The organism is Arthrobacter sp. LAR12-1-1.1 (assembly GCF_040676555.1).
GTDB lineage: Bacteria > Actinomycetota > Actinomycetes > Actinomycetales > Micrococcaceae > Arthrobacter.
Genome location: NZ_JBEGIG010000001.1, coordinates 514,124 through 539,210 on the forward strand (window position 1 = coordinate 514,124; position 25,087 = coordinate 539,210).

Consider the following 25,087-nt stretch of genomic DNA (forward strand, 5'->3'; position numbering starts at 1 on the left):
CCCGCGCGCGGCTCAGCCAAGGCGCCGGATCCTGGGATCGTTCCGGGCTATCCAGTCGAGCAGCAGCTGCCGGCTGATCTTGCCCCGGTCCGTCAGGGGCAGCTCCGTCAGCGCGAAGTACTCCAGGGGGCGCTTGTTCCGTGCCAGCACGTCGTCGATCCCGGACCTCAGCTGCATGGCGGTGACCGCCCCGTGCGAGGGCACCACGCCGGCCACGACGCGCTGGCCGCGAAGATCATCGGTCATGCCTGCTGCCACGGCCGCCGCGACGCCGGGGACGGAGGCCAGCGCCATCTCGACCTCGTGCGGGTAGACGTTAGTGGCGGCGGTGATGATCATGTCGGAGCGACGGCCCAGCATGTGCAGGGTCCCGCCGGAGAGGTACCCCTGGTCGCCCACGGTGTACCAGCCGTCGAAACAGCGCAGCGCCTGGCCGTCGTCACCCCACAGGTAGCCGTTGCTGACCATGCCGCTGCGGACGCAGATGTTGCCATCGCTGCCGTCGGGGAGTTCGGTGCCGCGATCGTTCAGGATGCGGATGTCGACGCCGGGAAACGGCTTCCCAATGCCGGTCCCGCCCGGCTCAGCGGGGTCACCCGGACGCAGCCCGGCGCCCGAGACGAAGCTGAGTTCGGACGCGCCGTAGTATTCGAAAATGGTGGCGTTGGGTGCCCAGCGACGGGCCGCTTCCAGTGTCCGGGCGTCCAGCTTGGAACCGGCGCAGATGATGCTGCGGACGCCGGAGGCATCGACCCCGCCGGCCAGGCCGCGTTCGCTGAGCAGCCGGAGCATGGTGGGCACCAGGACCAGGCGGGTGATGCCGTCGTGGCTGACGGCAGCGTGGGCGGCGCCGACGTCGAAATGGTCCAGGCTGTGGAACTCCGCGCCGGCGTACAGGCATTCGGCGAGGGCATAGAGGTTCAGGCTTGCCGCGAGCGGGCCGGGGGCCAGAGTTTTGTCGTCCTGCGTCAACCCGAAGAATTCAATGGAGGCCTCGAAGGACTCCTGCCAGGACCGCCGCGAGCGGGTGAACGCCTTGGGCACCGAGGTGGTGCCGGAGGTCAGGCCGATCAGGAACGAGGTGTCTGCCGGCCCGTCAACAAGCCCAGTGCCCAGCCCAGTCCCCTGCCACGCCGGCAGCGCCGAGCCCGGATCCGCACGGCCGGGATCCCCACGGCCCGGATCCGGAAGCCCCGTTTCCATCCCGGAGATGCGGGCGGTGATGCCGTCCTGCAGTTGCTGCGGCCAGGCGGGGTCCAACACGGCGCACTGCCGCTGACCAGCGACGGCCGCCGCGAACGCTACGGCGAAGCGGGTTGAATTTTGTTCGGAGAGCACGGTGATGGCAGGCGCCGTTTGCACCAGCGCCGCTGCCTGGTCCCGCAGACCGGACCAGCTGAGGTGCCCTCCGGCCACGACGACGGCTGTTTCGTCGGGACGGTCGTCGGCCCAGCGCTGGAGTCTGTCGAGAAAAGGCATCGAACCAACTTTACTGTTGCCGGACGCCCCAGCGGCCTGTGCGGGATATTGTGACTCCATGAGCTTTAACGACAACGCCCCGCTGGATCCGTCACAGGTCCAGGATCGCCGCGGAATGGGCCGCGGCCCTATGATTGGCGGCGGGATCGGCGGCGGCATCATCCTGCTGCTGGCAGCCCTCTTCGGCATCAATCCCCAGCTTCTCGAGGGCCTGGCCGGCACCGTCCAGGACCCCCAGTCACAGAGCCAAGGCTCTGCCCCCGCCTGCCAGACCGGCGCCGACGCCGACGCCCGCCTCGACTGCAGGATTACCGGCACGGTCAACAGCCTGAACGCCTTCTGGCCGGCCTATCTGGCCCAGTACAACACGAAATACCCGCGGCCCGACGCCGTAATCTTCACCGGCGGAACCAATACGGGCTGTGGCGCCGCCACTTCTGACGTAGGACCGTTCTACTGCCCCGTCGACACGACGGCGTACTTCGACCCCGGGTTCTTCCAGGAGCTCGTGGACCGGTTCGGCTCGTCCGGCGGGCCGCTGGCCCAGGAGTATGTGGTGGCCCACGAATTCGGCCACCACATCCAGAACGTGCTCGGAGACCTCGACCGTGCTCAGCAGGATCCCCAGGGCCCCGGCTCCGGGGGGGTCCGGGTTGAGCTGCAGGCCGACTGCTACGCGGGGCTGTGGGCCCACTACGCGACGACGCAGCCGGACCCCAAGACCGGCCAGCCCTACCTCGAACCCTTCACGGACCAGGACATCCGGGATGCCCTGTCGGCTGCCTCGGCCGTGGGCGACGACCGCATCCAGAAGGCCGCCACGGGCCGCGTTTCACCCGAGGCATGGACCCACGGGTCAAGCGCCCAGCGGCAGAAGTGGTTCTACCAGGGCTACACCACCGGGGACATCAACAAGTGCGACACGTTTGCGGTGGCAACCCCGTAGTCCCACCCCTGTAGTACCAAAGCCCCGTCCCCACCCGCCGGGGCCTCATCCGCGCCGCGGCCGGCGCCGGATCGGGACTTCGACGTAGCTAAGGAATCCGGCGTGGCCCAGGTGCCGGTGCTTCGGGTGCCAAACCGGGCGGTACTCGTGCCCGAACGGATCGGTCACCAGGACTGCCTCCAGCCGGTCGTTCCCGGCCAGGAGGCGGTCGACGTCGGCCAGTGCGTTGCGCCGCGTCGCTAGCCCGTCGATGTCCAGGCTCCAAAGCCCCAGCTCAGCATCCGTTCCGCGTTCCAGCTGCAGAGTCTCGAACAGTCCGGCGACGAGCCCGGCGAGCCCGGCCGTATCGGCGCGTTGCAGCCGGTGCCCCTCCGGATGAACGTCGCGGGCATCGGCCAGGGCCTGGCGAAGCCAATGGAATTCCACGGATCCCAGGGGCGGCCCCATGCGCAGGTGGCGGTTCTGGTCCAGCTCGAGCCGGTACGTGGTGGCGCTGCGGTCAATGATGCACGGAGCCTCGCCGACATATTCGAAGTCGGCCAGGAGGGCATCCCGGGAGCGGTAGTAGGAGAACTCGCCGCTGTCCTCAACAACCACAAAGTCCCCGCCCGCACCGGACGGCCGTGGTGGTGGGGTGGCATCCATTCCGGTGTGCCTCCTGTTCGACAGTGTGCCCGGTCCAAAGCCTGTGGCCCTGTGGATTGGTTGTCTTTATCAGACCACCGCCGGGGCGATAAGGGAACGGCCATCAGGGAACGCCGGATAGGACGACGACGGCGGCCCCGCCTCGGTGAGGTGGGGCCGCCGTCGTCGTAATTAGGGGCCTCCGCCGCCGAGGGTTCCCTGGCCGAGCGAAGCGAGGCTAGGGAGGCGGTGGGGACCTAGATGTTGAAGCCCAGGGCGCGCATCTGGTCGCGGCCGTCCTCGGTGATCCGTTCCGGACCCCATGGCGGCATCCACACCCAGTTGAGCCGCCATTCATCGACGACCCCGTCCAGGGCCTTGCCGACCTGCTCCTCGATGACATCGGTGAGCGGGCAGGCGGCGGTGGTGAGCGTCATGTCGATCAGCAGGGCGCCGTCGTCGTCTGAGTACTTCAGACCGTACAGCAGGCCCAGATCAACGATGTTGACCCCGAGTTCCGGGTCGATCACATCCTTGAGCGCCTCTTCGACATCCTCGAGGCCCGTGCGGGCCACATTGAGTTCGGTCATCGCGGAGTCCTAACTACGCCTGGGCTGCAGCCGAGGCGGCAGCGATGGTGGCCGCCCCTGCGCCGGTGGCGTAGCGGTCGTAGCCTTCGTCTTCGAGGCGGTCGGCGAGCTCCGGGCCGCCCTCTTCCACAACCTGGCCATCGACGAACACGTGCACGAAGTCCGGCTTGATGTAGCGCAGGATCCGGGTGTAGTGCGTGATGAGCAGGGTGCCCATGTTGCCTTCGCCGTGGGCGCGGTTGACGCCCTCGGAGACAACCTTCAGCGCGTCGACGTCGAGGCCGGAGTCGGTCTCGTCGAGGATGGCGAACTTCGGCTTGAAGAGCTCCAGCTGGAGGATCTCGACGCGCTTCTTCTCGCCGCCGGAGAAGCCTTCGTTGACGTTGCGCTGGGTGAAGTCGGCGTCGATGCGCAGCTGCGCCATGGCCTCTTTGACGTCCTTGGTCCAGGTGCGCAGCTTGGGCGCTTCGCCGTCGATCGCGGTCTTGGCGGTGCGCAGGAAGTTGGTCATGCTGACGCCCGGGACCTCCACCGGGTACTGCATGGCAAGGAACAGGCCGGCGCGGGCGCGCTCGTCAACGGTCATCGCGAGGACGTCCTCACCGTCGAGCGTGATGGTGCCGGAGGTGACGTTGTAACGCGGGTGCCCGGCGATGGTGGACGCCAGCGTGGACTTGCCGGAACCGTTCGGGCCCATGATGGCATGCGTCTCGCCGGTCCTGATGGTCAGGCTGACGCCCTTCAGGATTTCCTTGGTGCCCTGCTCGGTGTCAATGCTGACGTGCAGGTCCTTGATCTCAAGAGTCGACATATGTCTTGTTCTCCTCTGCACCGTGCCCTCCGGCACTGTGCGTTTTCTTGGCGATAAGTTTTCTTGTGCGAGTTGCAGGCTGCAGGCAGCTAGCTGAAGTTTGGAGCCTCGGCGCCGTTCAGGACGTTGGTGAAGTCCACGTAGACCTCGTCATCCAGGACGGTCACGGCAAACACGGGAACAGGATCATAGGCTGGCAGCTGGAGCGGCTCGCCGGTGCGCAGGTCGAACTGGGAACCGTGGCCCCAGCACTCGATCTTGCAGCCTTCAACCTCTCCTTCGGAGAGAGAGATGTCCGCGTGCGAGCAGGTGTCGCCGATCGCGTGGATCTCCCCCATCGAGTCCTTCACGATCGCTACGGGGTAGTCGTCGATCAGGATCCGCAGCGCCTGCTTGAGTTGGATCTCGCTGGCGTTGCAGACTAGCTCGCCCTTTGGCTGTTCAGTCATTGATGTGTTCCGTGTTCTCTAGTGCTGCGCACTAGTGGTTCGTTGCCGCGAGTTCGCGCTCGACGGCTTCCGTGAGGCGCTCTTCGATGGCCGGAACGTTGATCTTCTGGATGATCTCGTTCAGGAACCCGCGGACCACCAGGCGGCGGGCCACGTCTTCAGGGATGCCACGGGCCATCAGGTAGAACAGGTGCTGGTCGTCAAACCGTCCGGTGGCGCTGGCGTGTCCGGCGCCGGCGATCAGGCCGGTTTCGATCTCAAGGTTCGGCACGGAATCGGCGCGGGCACCGTCGGTCAGGACCAGGTTGCGGTTGGCCTCGTAGGTGTCGGTGCCTTCTGCTTCCTTGCGGATCAAAACGTCACCCACCCACACGGTGTGCGCGTTACGGCCCTGCAGGGCGCCCTTGTACAGGACGTTGGACTTGCAGTTGGCCACGGCGTGGTCCACGAACAGGCGCTGCTCGAGGTGCTGGCCGGCGTCGGCGAAGTACAGGCCAAACAGTTCCACTTCGGCGCCCGGGGCGGTGAAGCGGGCCGAGGGCGTGACGCGCACGAGGTCGCCGCCGAGGCTGACAACAATGTGCTTGAATTTGGCGTCGCGGCCGAGCTTGACCTGCTGGGAGGAGGCGTGCACGGCGTCGTCGTTCCATTCCTGGAGCGAGATGACGGTCAGCTGCGCGCCGTCCTCAACGAGGATTTCGACGTTTTCCGAGACGACGGCGGTGCCCTGGTGGTCCAGGACGACGACCGACTTGGAGAACTTTTCCGCGACGATCACGATGTGCTGTGCGGAAGCCTCGGTGCCCTGCCCGGTCAGCAGGACGCTGACCTCGCCGTCCACCTGGACCTCGGACGGGACGGTGATGACGGTGGCCTCGGCGAAGTTCTCCCAGGCGTTCGCGGAGACGCGGTCCTCGGGGATGGCGGCGGAGCCGATCCGGCGGTCGTCGCGGCCGACGGTCTCAACCCTGACGCTGTCCGGAGCGGTGATGCTCACGGCCGGCGCGGCACCGCCCAGGACCTCGGTGTGCAGGCCGCGGAGGCGCTTGAGCGGGGTGAACCGCCAGTCTTCTTCCATGCCGGTCAGCGGCTTGAAATCCGCCAGCTTGTAGGAGGTCAGGCGGCCGGCGCGTGAGCTGTCCGGAATGCCGACACCGCCGCCGTGCGAGTGGCGCTTGACGGCTTCGCCGGCCAGCGGCGCTTTGGACTCCGCTGCGTTCAGGGGTGAAAGGCTTTCGCCTTCCTCGGTGAAACCGTTGATGAACGGCTGGGCTGAGGGCGCGCCGATGCGGGCCTTTTCAGTAGTGATGTCAGTCATTAACCGACCGATCCTTCCATCTGCAGTTCAATCAGTCGGTTTAGCTCGAGGGCGTATTCCATCGGCAGTTCGCGGGCAATCGGCTCGATGAAGCCGCGGACGATCATCGCCATGGCCTCGTCTTCGCGCATGCCGCGGGACATCAGGTAGAACAGCTGCTCTTCGCTGACGCGCGAGACCGTGGCCTCGTGGCCCATGGTGACGTCGTCCTCGCGGATGTCGATGTACGGGTAGGTGTCCGAGCGGCTGATGGTGTCCACCAGGAGGGCGTCACAGCGGACCGTGTTGGCCGAGTGCTTGGCGCCTTCGCGGACCTGGACCAGGCCGCGGTAGGCAGCGCGGCCGCCGCCGCGGGCCACGGACTTGGAGATGATCGAGCTCTTGGTGTTGGGCGCGATGTGGACCATCTTGGAGCCGGTGTCCTGGTGCTGGCCTTCGCCAGCGAACGCGATGGACAGGGTTTCGCCCTTGGCGCCTTCGCCCACGAGGTAGACGGCCGGGTACTTCATGGTGACCTTGGAGCCGATGTTGCCATCGATCCACTCCATCGTGGCGCCCTCTTCGCAGATGGCGCGCTTGGTCACCAGGTTGTACACGTTCGTGGACCAGTTCTGGATGGTCGTGTAGCGGACGCGGGCGCCCTTCTTCACGATGATTTCCACGACGGCGGAGTGCAGCGAGTCCGAGGTGTAGATCGGCGCGGTGCAGCCTTCGATGTAGTGGACGTAGGAGTCCTCGTCCGCGATGATCAGCGTGCGCTCGAACTGGCCCATGTTTTCCGTGTTGATGCGGAAGTAGGCCTGCAGCGGGATGTCCACGTGGACGCCCTTGGGCACGTACACGAAGGATCCGCCGGACCAGACGGCCGTGTTCAGCGAGGCGAACTTGTTGTCGCCCACCGGGATGATGGTGCCGAAGTACTCCTGGAAGATCTCCGGGTGTTCGCGCAGCGCGGTGTCTGTGTCCAGGAAGATGACGCCCTGCTGTTCCAGGTCCTCGCGGATCTGGTGGTAGACAACCTCAGACTCGTACTGGGCGGCGACGCCGGAGACGAGGCGGCTGCGCTCGGCTTCCGGGATGCCCAGCTTCTCGTACGTGTTCCGGATGTCCTCGGGGAGGTCTTCCCAGGTTGCGGCCTGCTTCTCGGTGGAGCGCACGAAGTACTTGATGTTGTCGAAGTCGATGCCGGACAGGTCCGCGCCCCAGGTGGGCATGGGCTTGCGGTCGAAGTACTTCAGGCCCTTGAGGCGGAGGTCCAGCATCCACTCTGGCTCGTTCTTCTTGGCCGAAATGTCGCGGACAACGTCTTCATCGATGCCGCGGCGGGCGTTGGCCCCGACGTCGTTCTTGTCGGCCCAGCCGTATTCATAGGTGCCGATTCCGTGGAGCTCGGGATTCTTTTCCAGAATCTCCGAAATCACAGTAGAGCCAGCAACCTTCTTCTCTGATAGTTGGTCCGTCATCACGGCCTTTCTTGGAGATGGTTGGATACTTCGTCCGGGTTGACCGGGGCTGCGGGACTGGAAGTCCTGACGGCGGCCGGACGGCCCGTAGGTATGTGGGTGGTGCAAACGTGCCCGCCGCGCGCCAGGGTGGAGAGCCGGCGCACATCGACGCCGACCAGCCGGGCGAACACTTCGGTCTCCACGTCGCAGAACACGGGGAACTGGGCCGCCAGGTGCTGGATGGGGCAGTGCCCCTGGCAGAGCTGAACGCTGGAGAGCGCGGCCGGAAGCGGCGCCTTGGCTTCGAGCGACTGCGCCGAGGCCACGAAACCGTCGCGGCTCAGCGCCTCGGAGAGAGCCTGGGCGCGGGCCGTGATGTCCGGTCCGGCCTGCTCGATCTCGGGTGCGTAGCGGCGCTCCATGTCGGCGAACCGCTCGACGGCGAACTGCCGCACCGCCTCGGGACCGGCCGCCTCTTCCAGGCGGCGCAGCGCGACGGAGGCGATGTCGAGATAGTCGTTGCCCAGGGTCGACTGGCCCTGGGAGCTCAGGACGTAGCGGCGGGCGGGCCGTCCGGCGCCGGCACCGGCGCGGGCAACGCGCTTGACCTCAATCACTCCGCTGCGCGCGAGGTGGTCGAGGTGGCGGCGCACGGCAGCCGGGGTGAAGCCCAGGAGGTCGCCGAGTTCGGCTGCGCTGATGGGTCCATGCTCCAGCACCGCGTTCAGGACACGGTCACGCGTGCGCTCTTCAGCGTCGTGGGTGTGGCTGCCGGCGGCGGGAACGACGTCGGGAACAGCCGCCACGTGTGCCCGGGCGGACCCGACGCGCGCGGTGCCGCGCCCGGTCGGGGCTGCGGACGCAGAGGAACTCATGGAATACACAACACAATCATGTCGTAATTTACTCCGGCATTCCAGTAAGGCATGGCTTGCCTGCGGGCCCTGCCCCTCCGGGGAGACGACGTACTACATCGCGTAGAATGCTGTGGTGCGATCTCCCGAATCCCCCGTTCTGACAATCAACGGGCTTGTCAAGGATGTTGGTCCACTGCCCACCCTCGACGGCAAGATGCTGCGCGTGGTCAGCGGCCTTTCCCTCATTGCCGAACGCGGCCAGGTCACGGCCCTGCTCGGCGCCAACGGCGCCGGCAAAACCACCACCATTGAATGCGCCCAGGGGCTGCAAAAGCGTACTGCCGGCGCCATCAGCCTACTGGGCCAGGACCCGGATTCGGCCGGCGCCGGGCTTCGCGCACGCGTGGGGGTCATGCTGCAGGACGGCGGCCTGCCACCGTCAGCCCGGCCCATCCCCCTGCTGCGGCACATTGCCGGCATGTACCAGGACCCGTGGCCGGTAGATGAGCTGATCGGACGGCTGGGGATTGACTCGTTCAGCCGCACCAATGTGCGGCGCCTGTCCGGTGGGCAGAAGCAGCGCCTCGCCCTGGCCGCGGCCCTGGTCGGCAATCCGGAGGTTCTGTTCCTCGACGAGCCGAGCGCGGGCCTGGACCCGCAGTCCCGACAAATGGTCTTCGACCTGATCTCCGAACTGCGCAACAGCGGCATGGGCATCATCCTCACGACGCACCTGATGGACGACGCCCAGCGCCTCGCGGACTATGTTTACATCATCGACGCCGGCCGCAACGTCGCCGAAGGAACGGTCGCCGAGCTCCTGCGGCACCAGCTGCCCGCCGGCGACGCATCCCAGCACATCCGCACCCTGCTGTTCGAAACCGAGCCCGGCCTGGACTTCACCGGCGTGCTGCCCGACGGCGTCGACATCACCGAGGCGCGGGCAGGCAGCTACGCCGCAACCGGCGCCCTGACACCCGCCGACCTCGCCGCGATCACCGCATGGTGGGCCGTGCGCGGGATCATGCCCAGCTCCCTGAGCCTTGAAGCCCGCAGCCTCGAGGACGTCTTCCTGGACATCTCCGGAAGGGAGATCCGATGACCCGCGTAACAGGTGGCGCCCCGCTGGAGAGCGCACGACGCGGCAGCGCGCCCCAGACGGTCCATGGCAGCGCCCCGGCTTCCTTGCTGCGCCGCATCCTGCTGCAGGGGAAATACGAAACCATCACCATGCTCAGGAACGGCGAGCAGCTGATCCTCGCGATCGTGCTGCCGCTGCTGGCCATGGTCGGCCTAACCGTGACGCCATTGCTGGACGGACTCGGTTCGAGCCGCATCAACGTTGCCGTGCCCGGCATCCTGGCCCTATGCGCCATGTCCACTGCCTTCACGGGGCAGGGCATCTCCACTGGCTTCGACCGCCGCTACGGCGTCCTGCGCTTTCTTTCCACCACTCCCCTGGGCCGCACGGGACTGATTGCGGGGAAGGTCCTGGCCGTCCTGGCCGTGCTGTTCCTGCAGGTACTTGTCGTGACGGCGGTGGCCCTCCTGCTCGGCTGGCAGCCCAACCCCGCGGGCTGGCTGCCCGGGTTGGCCATCCTGGTCCTCGGAGCCGCTGCCTTCACGGCACTCGGGCTCCTGGTCGCCGGGACGGTCCGGCCGGAGGCAACCCTGGCCATCACCAACCTCCTCTGGATCCTCCTCGGCGCCCTGGGCGGGATCGTCATCCCGGCCGAACGGCTCCCTGCGCTGGCGCAGGCCGTGGTGCACTTCCTCCCCTCCGGCGCGCTGGGCCAGGCGCTGAGGGATGCTTTCCTGTACGGCACCGTCAATGGTGCTTCCGTGCTTGTCCTGCTGCTCTGGACGGCGATCGCCGGCGGCGCAGCAACCCGTTGGTTCAAGTGGAATTGAGAAAACTGTGAGCACGGCGTCACGAACTCCCCGGATCGTCTCCGGAATCACCTCCCGGCTGCCCGTCAGCGTGGACAAGACGGTCAGGCGGCTGGCTGTGTTGTCCCTCATCGGCCAGATCGTGCTGGTGGTGACCGGCGGAGCCGTACGGCTGACCGCCTCGGGCCTCGGCTGCCCCACCTGGCCGCGCTGCACGGAGGCCTCCCTGGCGACCACCCCGGAAATGGGGTTCCACGGAATCATTGAATTCGGCAACCGGCTCCTGACGTTCGCGCTGGCGGCCATCGCGGTGATGATGCTCGTCTACCTGTGGAACCTCCGCAAGGAGCGCCGCGACCTCTTCCTGCTGGCCCTCGGCCTGCTCGCCAGCATCCCGGCCCAGGCCGTCATCGGCGGCATCACGGTGCTGACCGGGCTCAACCCGTGGGTCGTGGGCCTGCATTTCCTCGTTTCCATGGCGCTCGTGGTCCTCGCGACCCTGTTGGTGAACCGGGCCTACGGCCGAACCGGCCAGGCCAGGACCGTGCAGCTTCCCGCCCTGCCGGGCGCGGCGCGCCCGGTGATGACCGCCGTCGCGCTTCTCTCCGCCGTCGCCGTCTGCCTCGGTGTGGTGGTGACCGGAGCGGGCCCGCACGCCGGCGACGCGAACGCCCCGCGAAATAATCTCGACTGGGACCTCTTCGCGCACATCCACGCAGTGCCCGCCTACCTGGTGACCGCCGGCGCGCTGTTCGCGGTGTTCCTTGTGGTCCGAGGGCGGATCCAGGGGCCGTTCCGCTCCGCGGTGTTCATGCTCCTGGGCGTCACGGTGCTGCAGGCCGTCATCGGCTTCACGCAGTACTACAACGGCATCCCGGCGCTCCTCGTCGGCGCGCACATGCTGGCGGCGGCGCTGCTGATGAGCGCGGCCACCAACGCCGCGGACCTCGCCCGCTACAGCCCGGTGGACTAACACGACGCAGAACACGACGCAACTAAGCAACGCGGGGCTACTTACCGCCCGTCCGGAACCTATGGATGGGCCGTAAGTGACTCCGCGTTTGCTGTCTGCGCGGCGGTCCGGGCGCTGCGGCATCGAAGATCCCAACAGCATTCACCTCCCGGGGGCTGGCCCTGACGGGATTTCCGGGTGGACTATGAGATGGCATGGACATGGATCGTCGCGGCAGTGGGCTCTTTTTTGTTCGCTCCCGTGACGCTGACCGGAAGGCCTTCCCAGATGCAAGCGACAGAACCGACCGTGCCCCCTTCACCCTCAGCCCGCCAGCGCGCGGCGAGCCTCAAAGAGCGCGTCTACATCATCTTCACGAGCCTGGCTGTGGTGTTGGCGCTTCGGGGTCACGCGGACGAGACCACGCCCGCAGCCGCGGCGGCGACCCTCAGCATCGTGGTGATCGGTTCCCTGCTGGGGATTTTCGTCGCCGATCTCCTCAGCCACCTGACCGTACATTCGAAGCTCCCCACCGGCGAAGAACTGCACCATATGATCGCCGTCAGCGCGGACGGCCTCGGCGTCCTGGTGACTCCGCTGATTCTGCTGGCGGCGGCCGGTTTCGGGCTGTGGACGACGGCTGTTGCGCTCGGGTGGGCGGTGGTCGTTCTCGTTGTCTCGCTGGCCATCGTCGGATTCCTCGCGATCCGGCGCCTCGAGATCCCGCTGCGCCACAAGGTCGCCATCATGTTCGCCGAGGTTGTGCTGAGCCTTCTGGTGATCGGGCTCGAACTGCTGGCCCACAACCTCTGATCCCCGAAAGACCACTTTCTGCCAATATTCGAGTGCTGGTTAATGACCGGTCACTTGTCGGGTGGGGGCAACTTTCGGAATACTGGGCCATGTATCCCCCAGCCCCGTTGGCCTGGAAATGCAGCCGATCGCCGGTCCGCGGACTGCGTGGCAGCCGGGCCGGGTTGGCGGCCGGGAGGGCCGGGGTCAGGTTTTGTCCAGCGAAGTCGGGGATACTTGGATACGGCGCAGGACTGCGCCCGCACTCGCATTCATGGAAAGTAGGACGGCTCGGTTTTGCCTTGATGCAACTGGAATCGGAACTGGCCAGATAGAGGCACTGGAGGATATGTGACGTCACTATTCGGCGAAAGACCCGCAAGGGCAGCCCAGCAAACCGCACCTCGCCCACGGCTTGACGGCCTGGACGTGCTCCGCGGGGCAGCCGTTGGGGCCGTCCTGCTGGGACATTCCTGGCCGGGCATATTTCAAGGCGCCGGCATCGTTGGTGTCATTGCCTTCTTCGTGCTGAGCGGGTACTTGATCACCAACGTGCTGGTCCGGGATATCGAACGGCACCGAAAAATTCGCTACGGCCGCTTCTATGCGCACAGGGCCTTCCGGCTGGTGCCGGCACTGATCTCCTTCCTGGGCGTGTACGCGATCGTCGAACTGGCCACCGACGTCCTTGGGGACCGGTCAAAGGGAATCGTGGGGTACACCGTCATCGCCGGGCTTGGCTATCTCAAAGACCTGCCCCTGCCGTTCGACGTGAGCATGGCGATCGGACCACTCTGGACGCTGGCGGTGGAAGAACAGTTCTACCTGATCTGGCCCGCGCTGCTCGTGCTCGCCCTGCGACGCAACCGCCAGGGCCGGCTGATTGGCTTCTCCGCCGCCGTCGCCCTGTTCTTCATGGCGGCGAGTGTGCTGGCCATGGCGACCCTGGCGCCGCAACTCCACTCACTGGTCTACGCGCTGCCCACAACGTGGGGCCTGGGGCTGATCGTCGGTTCGGCCCTGCGGCTGTACAGGGTCCACGTGTTCAGCTGGTTCACCGGCCACGGCTTCAGGCGTGCGGCTCTCTGCGGTTCCGCCGCCGTCCTGGCCGGACTGATCTTCTTCCCCAAGGCAAACGAAACACCGGCTTTCATCTTCCTTGGCGGCCCGCTGGCCATGGCTGCCTCAGCCGTCCTGGTCGCCCTGGCCGCCTCCCGCACGGCAGCGATGCCGAAGTGGACGCGCCCGGTGCAGATGCTGGGCACCGTGTCCTACGCCGCGTACCTGTGGAACTACGTCGTCATTCTGTGGCTCAATGGCGGCTCGACAGCCGATCTGCCGCCGCTCGTTGCGGTGTCGGCCATCGCGTTGACCCTGCTCATCGCGGTCATCAGCTGGCACACAGTCGAAAGGCTGGGACGGATCGCGCGGGATCGCTTCGACCGGCATTACGTTGCTCGGGACCAGCGGAACCAGCAGGACCAGCAGAAGGCCGGCAGCGCCGCCGTTTCCGGGCAGACTGCGCCCAGACAGCACCCGGACAGGGCAGAGTGACATCCGCGGACTAGGCAGGTTCGCAGCCCTGGCCGGCCTGCAACGGCACGGCGCCGCTCACGCGTTAATTCGCTCGCCGGTTCAGCCGGTACGCAGCGCAGCCGCGGCGCCGGCGCCGGGAGAGCTCTCCAGCGTGCAAGGATCGGTGTTCGCGCCGCAGACGATCACTGCCACGCGTTCGCCTTCGCCGGGCGTGTACGCCCCTGACGTGAGCGCAGCAAGCGCCGCCGCCGCGCCGTATTCGGCGGGGATCCGGTAGTCGCTCCAAAGCTGGGACCGGGCGGCGACAATGGCGGCGTCGTCCACCAGCACGGAGGTCGGAGGGACACGCGACGCGATGCTGAAGGCGATCTCGCCCACCCGCCGGGCACCCAGGGAATCCGCGGCGACTCCGGAAACGGACACATCGACCGGGTGGCCGGCGGATAGGGCGGCGTGCAGCGTGGGGATGTTGAAGGGTTCAACCGCGACGACGCGCGCCCGGCCCTCGGCCGCTGCCGCGACTCCTGCATACAGTCCGCCGCCGCCGACGGCGACGAGGATCGTGTCGATGCCGGGCTCGTCCTGGAGGATCTCTTCGGCGACCGTGCCTGCGCCGGCCGCGATTTCGAGCTGGTCGTACGCATGGCAGAACAGGGCACCGCTTTCTTCCACGTATTCCGTGGCGGCGGCGAAGGCTTCCGCGTACTCGGCGCCGACCTGCCGGACCGTCGCGTTGTACGCGAGAAGGCGCTCCACCTTCACGCGCGGGGCGTTCTCCGGAACGAACACTGTCGCCGGAACACCGAGTGCCGCCGCGGCATAGGCGTTCGCGAGGCCCGCGTTACCGCCCGACGCCGCCACCACCCCGACGCCGGGGTTGAGTTCCCCGCGCTCCCGGGCAGCGAGGAGCCGGTTGAAGGCGCCCCGGGCCTTGAAAACGCCGGTGTGCTGCAGGAACTCGCATTTGAACCAGAGAGGAGCGGCGGCGGTACCGCCGCGAAGCAAAGGCGTGCGCCGAACGTAGCCGCTGATGCGGCTCTCTGCCTGGAGTACATCGCTGCGGTTGATCACTGGCTCCCCCTGAGGTTGCGCTGCCTGTCCGGCGTTGATTCGTCGGGTCGTGGCTGTTCTGTGTTACTTCGTAAGGTGTTGACTGGTCGGTTCGTATGGATATCCCCTGGCCGTAGGGACTATGCCCGGATACGGCTGACGCTCCCCCACCACTGGTGAGGGAGCGTCGGCCAGACGGACGGGGAGGCCTCAGCCGCCCATGACGGCCGAGCCGACAAACGGGTCGACGGCCAGGGCAATGAAGAGCAGCGTCAGGTAGCTGATGGAGCCGTGGAAGACCTTCATCGCTCCCTTGTTGGAGATGTCGCCCGACTGGGCGCGGTTGTACAGTGCGTGCGACTCGTACAGGAACCAGCCACCGGCCGCGACGGCGGTCACCGTGTAGACCCAGCCGGCGCCGCCGGCCGGGATCATCAGCAGCGAACACGCCACCATGGCCCACGCGTAGAGGACCACCTGCACCGAGACCACCTTTGCACCGGCGATTGCGCCCAGCATGGGCACGTTGGCGTTGCGGTAGTCCTCGCCGTAGCGCATCGACAGCGGCCAGTAGTGCGGCGGGGTCCAGAGGAAGATCACCATGAACAGCACGACGGCGGGCCACTCGACGGTGTTGGTGACAGCGGCCCAGGCAATCAGGACCGGAAAGCACCCGGCGGCGCCGCCCCAGACAATGTTCTGGGCCGTGCGACGTTTGAGGATCATGGTGTAGATCACGACGTAGAAGACGATGGCGCCGAGTCCCAGCCACGCGGAGAGCGGGTTGGCCCCGAACCAGAGGATCGCGATCGCCGCCGCGCCCAGCAGCCAGGAGAAGATGAGTGCTTCGCGAGGGGTGACCTCACCGGTGACCAGCGGCCGGTTCTCCGTGCGGTGCATGAGCTTGTCAATGTCGCGGTCGATGTAACAGTTGAAGGCACCTGCGGAGCCCGCCGCAAATGCCCCGCCCACAAGCGTCGCCAGGATCAGGCCGATCGACGGGAAGCCACGTTCGGCATAGATCATGGTGGGCAGCGTGCTGACGAGGAGGAGCTCGATGACGCGGGGTTTCGTGAGCGCCAGGTAGGCCTTGGCTTTGCGGCCGAAGCCCATTCGTCCCGAGGCCGGGGAGGCGTTCAGCGGCGTATTAGTTGTGCTCACGGTGGCAGTCACTCTGTTCTGTCTGGCTGTGCAGTTCTGTCTGGCTGGGCAGCCCCGGGTGGATTTCGCAACTCGTTTGGCTGCAGATCGGGCTCCGTGCTCGGCGCACGCCCGTATCTTTGCCCCAGTCGAAGGCCACCACCCATCATACCGTGGAGCTCCGGGCATCCGGGCCGTCGAACAGCGCCCATGATTCCGGCGTGTTAACGCTTGCTCACCGGCGCAACGGCGGACGGTGATTCATATAAGCGAAATCCCGTCCAATTGGTGAGATATACGCTGACCACAAAGTGGAATGGGACTAGGCTGTCTTTAGATCAGCGCACACGGGCACGCATACAGGCAATTGCCGGTACAGGCGGCTCTGCATCTGCGTCTGAATGATAGATCAACGTTTCGATGGTGAACGGCTGGTACGTACCGCAGCGGGCACCGAACTGTGCCCGGGGCGGGAAATAGTGCGTACCGCCGGCCGTCAGCACAGAGAGGGGCCCGGTTTTCGTGTCACATTTGGAAGAGCAAGAACTGTCATGGACTACCTTGGACCAGCGTGCGGTGGACACGGTCCGGGTGCTGGCCGCAGATGCGGTGGAGAAAGTCGGAAACGGCCACCCGGGGACGGCAATGAGTCTGGCACCGGCCGCGTACTTGTTGTTCCAGAAGCTGATGCGCCATGACCCGGCAAACCCCGACTGGCTGGGCCGTGACCGGTTCGTCCTGTCCCCCGGGCACACGTCCCTGACCCTCTACATCCAGCTGTTCCTCTCGGGCTACGGGCTGGAACTGAAGGACCTGGAGGCGCTGCGGACCTGGGGCTCGCTGACCCCCGGCCACCCGGAATACAAGCACACCAAGGGTGTGGAGATCACCACCGGCCCGCTGGGCCAGGGCCTGGCCTCGGCGGTCGGCTTCGCATATTCCCAGCGCCGCATGCGCGGGTTGCTCGACGCCGACGCTCCCGCCGGCGAGTCCCCGTTCGACCACACCATCTGGGTGATCGCCTCCGACGGCGACCTGCAGGAAGGCGTGACCTCCGAGGCGTCCTCGCTCGCCGGACACCAGGAACTCGGCAACCTCGTGGTGATTTACGACGAGAACCACATCTCGATCGAGGACGACACCGATGTGGCGTTCACCGAGGACGTCCTGGCCCGCTACGAGGCCTACGGCTGGCACACCCAGCGGGTCGACTGGACCCGGACCGGCGAATACGTCGAGGACGTGCAGGAGCTGCACGCCGCGCTGCTCGCCGCGAAGGCCGAAACCGGCAAGCCCTCCATCATCTCGCTGCGGACCATCATCGGATACCCGGCGCCGAAGAAGCAGAACACCGGCAAGATCCACGGCTCGGCCCTGGGTGCGGAGGAAGTCGCCGCCCTGAAGAAGGTCCTGGGCTTCGACCCGGAACGCGCCTTCCAGGTCGACGAGGACGTCCTGGCCCACGCCCGGGCCGTTCAGGACCGCGGTGCCGCCGCCCGCACCGACTGGCAGGCCTCGTTCGAGGCGTGGCAGGCCGGCAATCCCGAGGCCGCGGCCCTGCTGGAACGCGTCGAAGCCAAGAAGCTCCCGGGCGAGTTCGAGGCCGCACTGCCGGTCTTCGAAGCAGGCAAGGACGTCTCCACCCGCGCCGCATCCGGTAAGGTCCTGAACGCGATCGGCCCGGTCATGCCCGAACTCTGGGGCGGCTCCGCCGACCTCGCCGAGTCGAACAACACCACGATCGAAGGCTCGCCCTCGTTCATCCCGGCGTCCCGGTCCACCGCGGCCTGGAAGGGCAACCCCTACGGCCGGGTCCTGCACTTCGGCATCCGCGAGCACGCCGCCGCGTCGATCGTGAACGGCATCTCCCTGCACGGGCGGACCCGGGCGTTCTCCGGCACGTTCCTGATCTTCTCCGACTACCAGCGCCCCGCGATCCGGCTCGGCGCCCTCATGGGCGTGCCGTCGCTGTATGTCTGGACGCACGACTCGATCGGCCTGGGCGAGGACGGCCCTACGCACCAGCCCGTCGAGCAGCTCGCCTCCCTGCGGGCCATCCCGGGCCTGGACGTCGTCCGCCCCGGTGACGCGAACGAGGTCGCCGCGGCCTGGAAGGCCATGCTGGAAAACCACGAAAACCCCGCCGGGATCGTCCTGACCCGGCAGAACATCCCCACGTACGCCCGCGGCACGGGCCAGGCCGACGGCGACACCTTCGGCTCCACCGCCGGTGTCGAAAAGGGCGGTTACGTCCTGGCCGAGGCATCCAAGGACGGCAACACCGTCGAAGCCCAGGTCATCCTGATCGGCACCGGCTCCGAGGTCCAGCTGGCCGTCAACGCCCGCGAAACCCTGCAGGCCGAGGGCATCCCCACCCGTGTGGTGTCGATGCCCTGCGTGGAGTGGTTCAACAAGCAGGACGCCGCCTACCGCGACGCCGTGCTGCCCCCTGCCGTGAAGGCGCGCGTCTCCGTCGAGGCCGGACTGGCACTGGGCTGGAAGGAATTCGTCGGCGACGCCGGCCGTTCCATCTCCCTCGAGCACTTCGGCGCGTCCGCTGACTACAAGCGCCTCTTCCAGGAATTCGGCATTACGGCAGAAGCAGTCGCTGCCGCCGCCAAGGAATCCCTGGCCGGCCTCACAAACTGATCCAACCCCACGGTTCCGGGGGACCTGTGTCCCCGGAACCCATGATTTCCAGGAGTTATGAAATGACTACCCCCACACAGCAGCTCTCCGACGCCGGCGTCTCGATCTGGCTCGATGACCTCTCCCGCGGCCGCCTGAAGACCGGCACGCTGCGCAAGCTCATCGAAGAGAAGAACGTCGTTGGCGTCACCACCAACCCGTCCATCTTCCACGCCGCCATCACCACCGGCCACGACTACGACGCCGTCATCGCCGCACAGGCCGCCGCCGGCGCCACCGTTGAAGAGACCGTCTTCGAAATCACCACCACCGACGTGGCCGACGCCTGCGACCTGTTCGCCCCCGTCGCCGCGGCTTCCAAGGGTGTCGACGGCCGCGTCTCCATCGAGGTGGACCCCCGCCTGGCCTGGGACACCGCCGGCACCATCGCCGAAGCGAAGCACCTCTACAAGAAGGTCAACAAGGACAACGTCCTGATCAAGATCCCGGCAACCCTCGAAGGCCTCGAGGCCATCACGGCCACCCTGGCCGAGGGCATCAGCGTCAACGTGACCCTGATCTTCTCGCTGGAACGCTACCGCGCCGTGATCAACGCCTTCCAGTCCGGCCTCGAGCAGGCCAAGGACAACGGCCACGACCTGTCCAAGATCCACTCGGTCGCGTCCTTCTTCGTCTCCCGCGTCGATGCCGAAATCGACAAGCGCCTCAACGCCATCGGCACCGACGAAGCCAAGGCACTCAAGGGCAAGGCCGGCCTGGCCAACGCCCGCCTGGCCTACCAGGTCTACGAAGAGCTCTTCTCCACCGAACGCTGGGCCCTCCTGGCCGAGGCCGGCGCCCTGCCGCAGCGCCCGCTCTGGGCCTCCACCGGTGTGAAGGACCCGGCTTACCCGGACACCCTGTACGTCACGGAACTTGTCGCCCCCGGCGTGGTGAACACCATGCCGGAGAAGACCCTCGACGCCACGTTCGACCACGGCACCGTCACGGGCGACACCGTCACCCGCGGCTACGACGACGCCAACGCCACACTGAACTCCCTCGACGCGCTCGGGATTTCGTACAACGACGTCGTCGCCCTGCTCGAATCAGAAGGCCTGGACAAGTTCGTGGCCAGCTGGAAGGAACTGCTGGGTGACGTCGAAGGCGCCCTGGCCTCTGCACGGAAGGCTTCCTAACCCATCATGAGCACACTCAGCTACGACGCCACCGGCGCAGCCCGCCAGGCACATGAGCAGCACCTTCCGGCACTGCTGGAGGACCGCATCGCCACCCGGATCTTCGCGAAGGACCACACCCTGTGGGGTCCGGACGCAGAGCAGGAATCCGCTGTCCGGTTGGGCTGGGTCGAGGCGGCTGCCGTCTCCCAGCCACTGGTCAGCGACATTCTGGAACTCCGCGATGCGCTGAAGGCCGAGGGCGTTACGCGGATCGTCCTCTGCGGCATGGGCGGCTCCTCGCTGGCGCCTGAAGTCATCGCGGGCACCGCTGGCGTCGAGCTGACTGTTCTTGACAGCACCGACCCCGAACAGGTCAGTGCCGCATTGGCGGACCGTCTGGCCGAAACGGCCATCGTCGTCTCGTCCAAGTCCGGCTCCACCGTGGAAACTGATTCCCAGCGCCGGATCTTCGAGCAGGCGTTCACGGATGCCGGCGTCGACGCGAAGAGCCGCATCGTCATCGTCACCGACCCGGGTTCGCCGCTGGACAAGGCTTCCAGGGAGGCCGGCTACCGCGCCGTCTTCAACGCCGATCCCAACGTCGGTGGCCGTTTCTCGGCCCTGACGGCCTTCGGGCTGGTCCCCTGCGGGCTGGCCGGAGTGGACATCCAGGCTTTCCTGGATGAAGCGGAAGAAGCCGCCGAGATCCTCAATGAGGACTCGGAGGACAACATCGGTCTCGCCCTGGGCACCGCCCTGGGCGGCACCAACCCGCTGCGCAACAAGATCGTCATCGCGGAGGACGGGTCCGGGATCGTGGGCTTCGCCGACTGGGCCGAACAGCTCATCGCCGAATCCACCGGCAAGCTTGGCACCGGCGTGTTGCCGGTCGTCGCCGGTCCTGCCTCCCCGGAAGCCACCCTCGGCGCTGCCGATGTCCTCGTCGTCCGGCTCGTCGCGGCGGAAGCCGACGTGCAGCTTGGCGAGAACGAGGTCGCCATTGCCGGTGGCCTGCCCACCCAGATGATGGTGTGGGAGTTCGCCACCGCCGTGGCCGGCCGCCTGCTGGGCATCAACCCGTTCGACCAGCCCGACGTCGAGGCAGCCAAGATCGCCGCGCGCGGCCTGCTGGACGCGCAGCCCGAGCCGACGCCGGCGAACTTCACCGACGGCGCCATCGAGGTCCGTGGCGGTGAGTGGGTCGCCGACGCCGCCACCGCGGAAGAAGCCGTCAGCGCCCTGCTGGCCGAACTCGGCCCGGACAGCTACCTCAGCGTCCAGGCTTATTTCGACCGGCTCGCTTACGCCAGCCTCGAAGGTGTCCGGGACGAACTGGCTGCTGTCAGCGGGCGCCCTGTCACGTTCGGCTGGGGCCCGCGGTTCCTGCACTCCACCGGCCAGTTCCACAAGGGCGGACCCGCGATCGGCGTCTTCCTGCAGGTCACGGCCGCTTCCGCGACGGACCTCGCCATCCCGGACCGGCCCTTTACGTTCGGCGAGCTGATCTCGGCGCAGGCCGCAGGCGATGCCCAGGTCCTCTCCGAGCACGGCCGCCCGGTCCTCCGGCTGCACCTGACCGACCGCTCTGCGGGTGTGAAGCAGCTCCAGGAGCTCGTCACCTCCCTTGCCGGCCGGGCAGCATCCCCCACTGAAAGCTAAGGCACTCACGCAACCATGCCAGAAACCTACAACGGCGGCAGGAACACGGCCGGCCGGGGGCGCAATCCGCTCCGGGACCCCCGTGACCGCCGTCTGAACCGTATTGCCGGGCCGGCATCGCTGGTCCTGTTCGGGGTGACCGGGGACCTCGCCCGCAAGAAGCTGATGCCGGCTGTGTATGACCTCGCCAACCGCGGGCTGCTGCCGCCGAGCTTCGCCCTGGTGGGCTTTGCCCGCCGGGAGTGGGAGAACGAGGACTTCGCCGCGGAGGTCAAGGAGTCCGTCAAGGCCTACGCCCGCACCCCGTTCGATGAGACGGTCTGGAAGCAGCTCTCCGAGGGCATCCGCTTCGTGCAGGGCGAGTTCGACGACGACGACGCGTTCAAGCGGCTCTCCGACACGATCGATGAGCTCGACGAGCAGCGCGGGACCCGGGGCAACCACGCGTTCTACCTCTCGATCCCGCCGAAGGCCTTCGAGCAGGTCTGCCGCCAGCTCTCCAAGCACGGACTGGCCCAGGCCGCGGGCGACAACTGGCGCCGCGTCGTGATCGAAAAACCGTTCGGACACGACCTCGCATCGGCCCGCCAGCTCAACGACATCGTCGAGTCGGTGTTCCCGCCGGACGCGGTCTTCCGGATCGATCACTACCTGGGCAAGGAGACGGTGCAGAACATCCTTGCGCTGCGCTTCGCGAACCAGCTGTTCGAGCCGCTCTGGAACGGCAACTATGTTGACCACGTCCAGATCACCATGGCCGAGGACATCGGCACCGGCGGCCGGGCAGGCTACTACGACGGCGTGGGCGCGGCCCGCGACGTCATCCAGAACCACCTGCTCCAGCTGTTGGCCCTGACGGCCATGGAAGAGCCGATCTCCTTCAACGCCGATGACCTGCGGGCCGAGAAGGAAAAGGTCCTGGCCGCCGTCAGGCTCCCCCACGACCTCTCCACCCACTCCGCCCGCGGCCAGTTCACCGGCGGCTGGCAGGGCGGCGAGGAAGTCCTCGGGTACCTGGAGGAAGACGGCATCCCGGCCGATTCCAAGACCGAGACGTTTGCCGCGATCCGGGTGGACATCAATACCCGGCGCTGGTCCGGCGTGCCGTTCTACCTGCGTGCCGGCAAGCGGCTGGGCCGCCGGGTGACGGAAATCGCCGTCGTGTTCAAGCGCGCACCGAACCTGCTCTTCCGCGACCACAGCGAGGACGACTTCGGCCAGAACGCCGTGGTGATCCGGGTCCAGCCCGACGAGGGCGCCACGATCCGGTTCGGGTCCAAGGTCCCGGGCACCCAGATGGAGGTCCGCGACGTCACCATGGACTTCGGCTACGGGCACTCCTTCACCGAGTCCAGCCCCGAAGCCTACGAACGGCTCATCCTGGACGTGCTGCTGGGCGAACCGCCGCTGTTCCCCCGGCACCAGGAAGTCGAGCTGTCCTGGAAGATCCTGGACCCGTTCGAGGACTACTGGGCCGGCCTGGACGAACAGCCCCAGCCCTACGCTCCCGGCAGCTGGGGCCCCGCCTCGGCCGATGAGCTCCTTGCCCGCGACGGACGAACCTGGAGAAGGCCATGATCGTAGATCTTCCCGATACCACCACCTCCAAGATCTCCAAGAAGATCATGGCCCTGCGCGAGCAGGGCGGCGTGATCGCCCTGGGCCGGGTGCTGACCCTTGTGGTCGTCACCCGCTCCGGGCTCGAGGAAGAGGCCATCGAGGCCGCCAACGAGGCCAGCCGGGAACACCCGTGCCGGATCATCGTCCTCGCCGACGCCGGTGCCTCGGCCCCGACCCGGCTCGACGCTCAGATCCGCGTCGGCGGCGACGCCGGGGCCTCCGAGGTCATCCTGCTGCGCGGCTACGGCGAACTCGCCGAGGAAAGCGAATCCCTTGTCGCGGCCCTGCTGCTCCCGGACGCCCCGATCGTGGCCTGGTGGCCGCACGGCGCGCCCAGGAATGCCTGCCAGACCTCGATCGGGGGCATCGCGCACCGCCGGATCACCGACTCGGCCAACGAAGCGGATCCCGTCGCGGCGCTGGAGAACATCCGCCGCACCTACAAGGCCGGCGACACGGACCTCGCCTGGACCCGCCTGACCAACTGGCGCATCCAGCTGGCCGCGGTTCTGGACCAGGCGGACGACTCGCCGGTCACGGCCGTCGCCGTCGAGGGCGCCTCGGACTCCCCCAGCACCGTGCTGCTCGCGGCCTGGCTGACTCTGGCCCTGGACGTTCCCGTCACGATCGTGGCCGACCCGGCCGGAACCGGCATCCGCCGCGTCCGGCTGACCCGGCCCGGCGGCGACATCCAGCTCTTCCGGCCCGGACTCACCATCGCGGAACTGACCCAGCCCGGCCAGCCCGCGCAGCGGATCTCCCTGCCGCGGCGCAGCCTCAAAGACTGCCTCGCCGAAGAGCTCCGCCGCCTGGACCCGGACGAAGTCTTCGGCGAAGTGATTACTATGGGACTGCCACGTACCAATCTAAGGAGTGTCCGTCCCAGTGAGCGCTGACCCGAGAGTAAGCATCCATCCTGACTCGTCCGTCCTGATGGCTGCGATCGCAGCCCGCCTGATCACCAAGCTCGTGGATATCCAGGACCGGCACGGCGAAGCCACGGTGGTGCTTACCGGGGGCACAATGGGCATCGGCTCGCTGAAGGCCGTGGCCGAATCACCGGCGGCGCCGGCCGTCGACTGGTCCAAGGTGAACTTCTGGTGGGGTGACGAGCGCTTCGTCGCGGCCGACGACGCCGAGCGCAACGCCCGGCAGGCGCAGGAGGCCCTCCTGTCCCATATCAGCGTTGATCCGGCGCGCGTCCATGTGCCTGGTTCCACCGATGACTTCGACAGCCCGGATGAAGCGGCCGCGGACTACGCGCGCCGCCTCGCTGAGGCGGCAGCCGCTGAACACGCCGCGGACATGTCAGACGACAGGCCGGAACTTCCGGCGCGGCTCCCACGCCTGGACATTGTCCTCCTCGGCGTCGGGCCGGACGCGCACGTCGCGTCGCTTTTCCCTGAGCAGGCCGGCATCCGGGAGAAGGAACTGACTGTCGTGGGCGTCCACAACTCGCCCAAACCGCCGCCGGCCCGGGTGTCGCTGACGTTGCCGGCGATCAATACGGCATCAGAGGTGTGGATGGTGGTGGCCGGCGACGACAAGGCCGGCGCCGTGGGACTGGCGCTGGCCGGCGCCAATCCCGTGCAGGTTCCTGCGGCGGGGCCGCGCGGCCGCCGGGAAACCCTGTGGCTGATTGACGAAAACGCGGCCTCACGGGTCCCGGAGCAGCTCGTCCGGAAGGGCCCGTCCTGAGCGCAGCCGTTCCAGCGCTCCGGCCAGCACGTCTTCGGCGTCCTGGCTGGAGCGCCGCTCTTTAACGTATTCCAGGTGCGTCTTGAAGCCCTCGGTGGGCGCTTCCTCCAGGGCAAACTTTGTTTCGTCGCGGGTTGCGGTCCCGCCGCAGCGCCGGCAGTCCCAGACTCCGGGGATCTGTTCCTCCGGCAGTTGCGCGAACACAAGCGCGGTTTCATGGCCCTTGGCGCACCGGAAGGAGACACGAATACGGGGCTGGCGTACGCCGGCCCCGTTGAGTGGCTCATGGCGGGGAGATGCCCCCTCCGTGGCGCCTACACGGATTCCCTTGAATCCGGAAGCGGAATGCAGCATCGGGAACTCCTTGCTACTTAGCTGGTGGAAGTGTGCAAGACAGCCACAGTGTAGATCGAGAGTTCCCG

Annotated in this window: 23 protein-coding genes; 12 read left to right on the forward strand and 11 right to left on the reverse strand. The window is 67.1% G+C overall.

The features are described from left to right. Positions 1-12: 12 nt before the first annotated feature. Positions 13-1,479: a class I adenylate-forming enzyme family protein gene (locus MRBLAR12_RS02405; RefSeq protein WP_364743261.1), complete on the reverse strand. Its 1,467-nt coding sequence runs from the start codon at positions 1,477-1,479 to the stop codon at positions 13-15. Between the two features lie 58 nt (positions 1,480-1,537). Here MRBLAR12_RS02405 and ypfJ point away from each other — a divergent pair, with 58 nt between their 5' ends. Further along, complete coding sequence (gene ypfJ / locus MRBLAR12_RS02410; protein WP_229992619.1) at positions 1,538-2,425, forward strand: KPN_02809 family neutral zinc metallopeptidase; 888 nt, start codon at positions 1,538-1,540, stop codon at positions 2,423-2,425. A 45-nt stretch (positions 2,426-2,470) separates the two neighbouring features. Here ypfJ and MRBLAR12_RS02415 read toward each other — a convergent pair whose 3' ends face one another. The 7 genes from MRBLAR12_RS02415 to MRBLAR12_RS02445 form a co-directional block, all read right to left on the reverse strand. Further along, the gene (locus tag MRBLAR12_RS02415) at positions 2,471-3,070 is read right to left on the reverse strand and encodes a hypothetical protein (RefSeq protein ID WP_364743264.1); all 600 of its coding nucleotides are present in this window, start codon (positions 3,068-3,070) and stop codon (positions 2,471-2,473) included. A gap of 236 nt (positions 3,071-3,306) precedes the next feature. Next, a complete protein-coding gene (locus MRBLAR12_RS02420; RefSeq protein WP_056434018.1) occupies positions 3,307-3,639 on the reverse strand; it encodes a metal-sulfur cluster assembly factor in 333 nt (110 codons plus the stop codon). Positions 3,640-3,652: 13 nt separating this feature from the next. Next, positions 3,653-4,450 carry a Fe-S cluster assembly ATPase SufC gene (sufC, locus tag MRBLAR12_RS02425; protein WP_229992621.1) on the reverse strand — a complete coding sequence of 266 codons (798 nt, stop codon included), beginning with the start codon at positions 4,448-4,450 and terminating at the stop codon, positions 3,653-3,655. Between the two features lie 89 nt (positions 4,451-4,539). Further along, a complete protein-coding gene (locus MRBLAR12_RS02430; RefSeq protein ID WP_090577778.1) occupies positions 4,540-4,899 on the reverse strand; it encodes a non-heme iron oxygenase ferredoxin subunit in 360 nt (119 codons plus the stop codon). A 31-nt stretch (positions 4,900-4,930) separates the two neighbouring features. Further along, positions 4,931-6,217, reverse strand: a complete 1,287-nt coding sequence (gene sufD / locus MRBLAR12_RS02435) for a Fe-S cluster assembly protein SufD (protein WP_229992622.1) — start codon at positions 6,215-6,217, stop codon at positions 4,931-4,933. After that, positions 6,217-7,680, reverse strand: coding sequence for a Fe-S cluster assembly protein SufB (gene sufB, locus MRBLAR12_RS02440; protein WP_229992623.1), 1,464 nt, complete (start codon positions 7,678-7,680; stop codon positions 6,217-6,219). Before sufB ends, sufD begins: the two co-directional genes overlap by 1 nt. Beyond that, the gene (locus tag MRBLAR12_RS02445; RefSeq protein WP_414645445.1) at positions 7,680-8,546 is read right to left on the reverse strand and encodes a helix-turn-helix transcriptional regulator; all 867 of its coding nucleotides are present in this window, start codon (positions 8,544-8,546) and stop codon (positions 7,680-7,682) included. The genes sufB and MRBLAR12_RS02445 overlap by 1 nt, the downstream gene beginning before the upstream one ends. 106 nt (positions 8,547-8,652) lie before the next feature. Between MRBLAR12_RS02445 and MRBLAR12_RS02450 the strand changes: the two genes are divergently transcribed. The 5 genes from MRBLAR12_RS02450 to MRBLAR12_RS02470 all read left to right on the forward strand — a co-directional run bounded on the left by MRBLAR12_RS02450 (position 8,653) and on the right by MRBLAR12_RS02470 (position 13,707). Next, positions 8,653-9,621 carry an ABC transporter ATP-binding protein gene (locus MRBLAR12_RS02450; RefSeq protein WP_229992625.1) on the forward strand — a complete coding sequence of 323 codons (969 nt, stop codon included), beginning with the start codon at positions 8,653-8,655 and terminating at the stop codon, positions 9,619-9,621. Further along, entirely contained in the window at positions 9,618-10,430 is an 813-nt protein-coding gene (locus MRBLAR12_RS02455; RefSeq protein ID WP_364743272.1) for an ABC transporter permease, read from the forward strand. The genes MRBLAR12_RS02450 and MRBLAR12_RS02455 overlap by 4 nt, the downstream gene beginning before the upstream one ends. Before the next feature lie 7 nt (positions 10,431-10,437). After that, positions 10,438-11,382, forward strand: coding sequence for a COX15/CtaA family protein (locus tag MRBLAR12_RS02460; protein ID WP_364743275.1), 945 nt, complete (start codon positions 10,438-10,440; stop codon positions 11,380-11,382). A gap of 267 nt (positions 11,383-11,649) precedes the next feature. Beyond that, entirely contained in the window at positions 11,650-12,174 is a 525-nt protein-coding gene (locus MRBLAR12_RS02465) for a hypothetical protein (protein WP_229992628.1), read from the forward strand. Between the two features lie 330 nt (positions 12,175-12,504). Beyond that, positions 12,505-13,707, forward strand: coding sequence for an acyltransferase family protein (locus MRBLAR12_RS02470; protein WP_364743278.1), 1,203 nt, complete (start codon positions 12,505-12,507; stop codon positions 13,705-13,707). An 81-nt stretch (positions 13,708-13,788) separates the two neighbouring features. On the opposite strand, the gene MRBLAR12_RS02475 is transcribed toward MRBLAR12_RS02470, so the two are convergent. Continuing rightward, entirely contained in the window at positions 13,789-14,760 is a 972-nt protein-coding gene (locus MRBLAR12_RS02475) for a threonine/serine dehydratase (RefSeq protein ID WP_364743281.1), read from the reverse strand. 189 nt (positions 14,761-14,949) lie between these two features. Continuing rightward, entirely contained in the window at positions 14,950-15,912 is a 963-nt protein-coding gene (locus MRBLAR12_RS02480) for a heme o synthase (RefSeq protein WP_364743284.1), read from the reverse strand. A gap of 498 nt (positions 15,913-16,410) precedes the next feature. Between MRBLAR12_RS02480 and tkt the strand changes: the two genes are divergently transcribed. The 6 genes from tkt to pgl all read left to right on the forward strand — a co-directional run bounded on the left by tkt (position 16,411) and on the right by pgl (position 24,665). Further along, complete coding sequence (tkt, locus tag MRBLAR12_RS02485) at positions 16,411-18,528, forward strand: transketolase (RefSeq protein WP_364743745.1); 2,118 nt, start codon at positions 16,411-16,413, stop codon at positions 18,526-18,528. A gap of 62 nt (positions 18,529-18,590) precedes the next feature. After that, the gene (gene tal / locus MRBLAR12_RS02490; RefSeq protein ID WP_364743286.1) at positions 18,591-19,706 is read left to right on the forward strand and encodes a transaldolase; all 1,116 of its coding nucleotides are present in this window, start codon (positions 18,591-18,593) and stop codon (positions 19,704-19,706) included. 6 nt (positions 19,707-19,712) lie between these two features. Further along, positions 19,713-21,347, forward strand: a complete 1,635-nt coding sequence (locus MRBLAR12_RS02495; RefSeq protein ID WP_364743289.1) for a glucose-6-phosphate isomerase — start codon at positions 19,713-19,715, stop codon at positions 21,345-21,347. Positions 21,348-21,362: 15 nt separating this feature from the next. Further along, a complete protein-coding gene (gene zwf, locus MRBLAR12_RS02500) occupies positions 21,363-22,925 on the forward strand; it encodes a glucose-6-phosphate dehydrogenase (RefSeq protein ID WP_229992635.1) in 1,563 nt (520 codons plus the stop codon). Beyond that, positions 22,922-23,863: a glucose-6-phosphate dehydrogenase assembly protein OpcA gene (locus tag MRBLAR12_RS02505; protein ID WP_364743292.1), complete on the forward strand. Its 942-nt coding sequence runs from the start codon at positions 22,922-22,924 to the stop codon at positions 23,861-23,863. The genes zwf and MRBLAR12_RS02505 overlap by 4 nt, the downstream gene beginning before the upstream one ends. Continuing rightward, positions 23,853-24,665 carry a 6-phosphogluconolactonase gene (pgl, locus tag MRBLAR12_RS02510; protein ID WP_290369322.1) on the forward strand — a complete coding sequence of 271 codons (813 nt, stop codon included), beginning with the start codon at positions 23,853-23,855 and terminating at the stop codon, positions 24,663-24,665. The genes MRBLAR12_RS02505 and pgl overlap by 11 nt, the downstream gene beginning before the upstream one ends. Here pgl and MRBLAR12_RS02515 read toward each other — a convergent pair. Beyond that, positions 24,624-25,019: an RNA polymerase-binding protein RbpA gene (locus MRBLAR12_RS02515; protein WP_090577749.1), complete on the reverse strand. Its 396-nt coding sequence runs from the start codon at positions 25,017-25,019 to the stop codon at positions 24,624-24,626. The two genes, pgl and MRBLAR12_RS02515, sit on opposite strands and share 42 nt — an antisense overlap. Between the last annotated feature and the right edge of the window lie 68 nt (positions 25,020-25,087).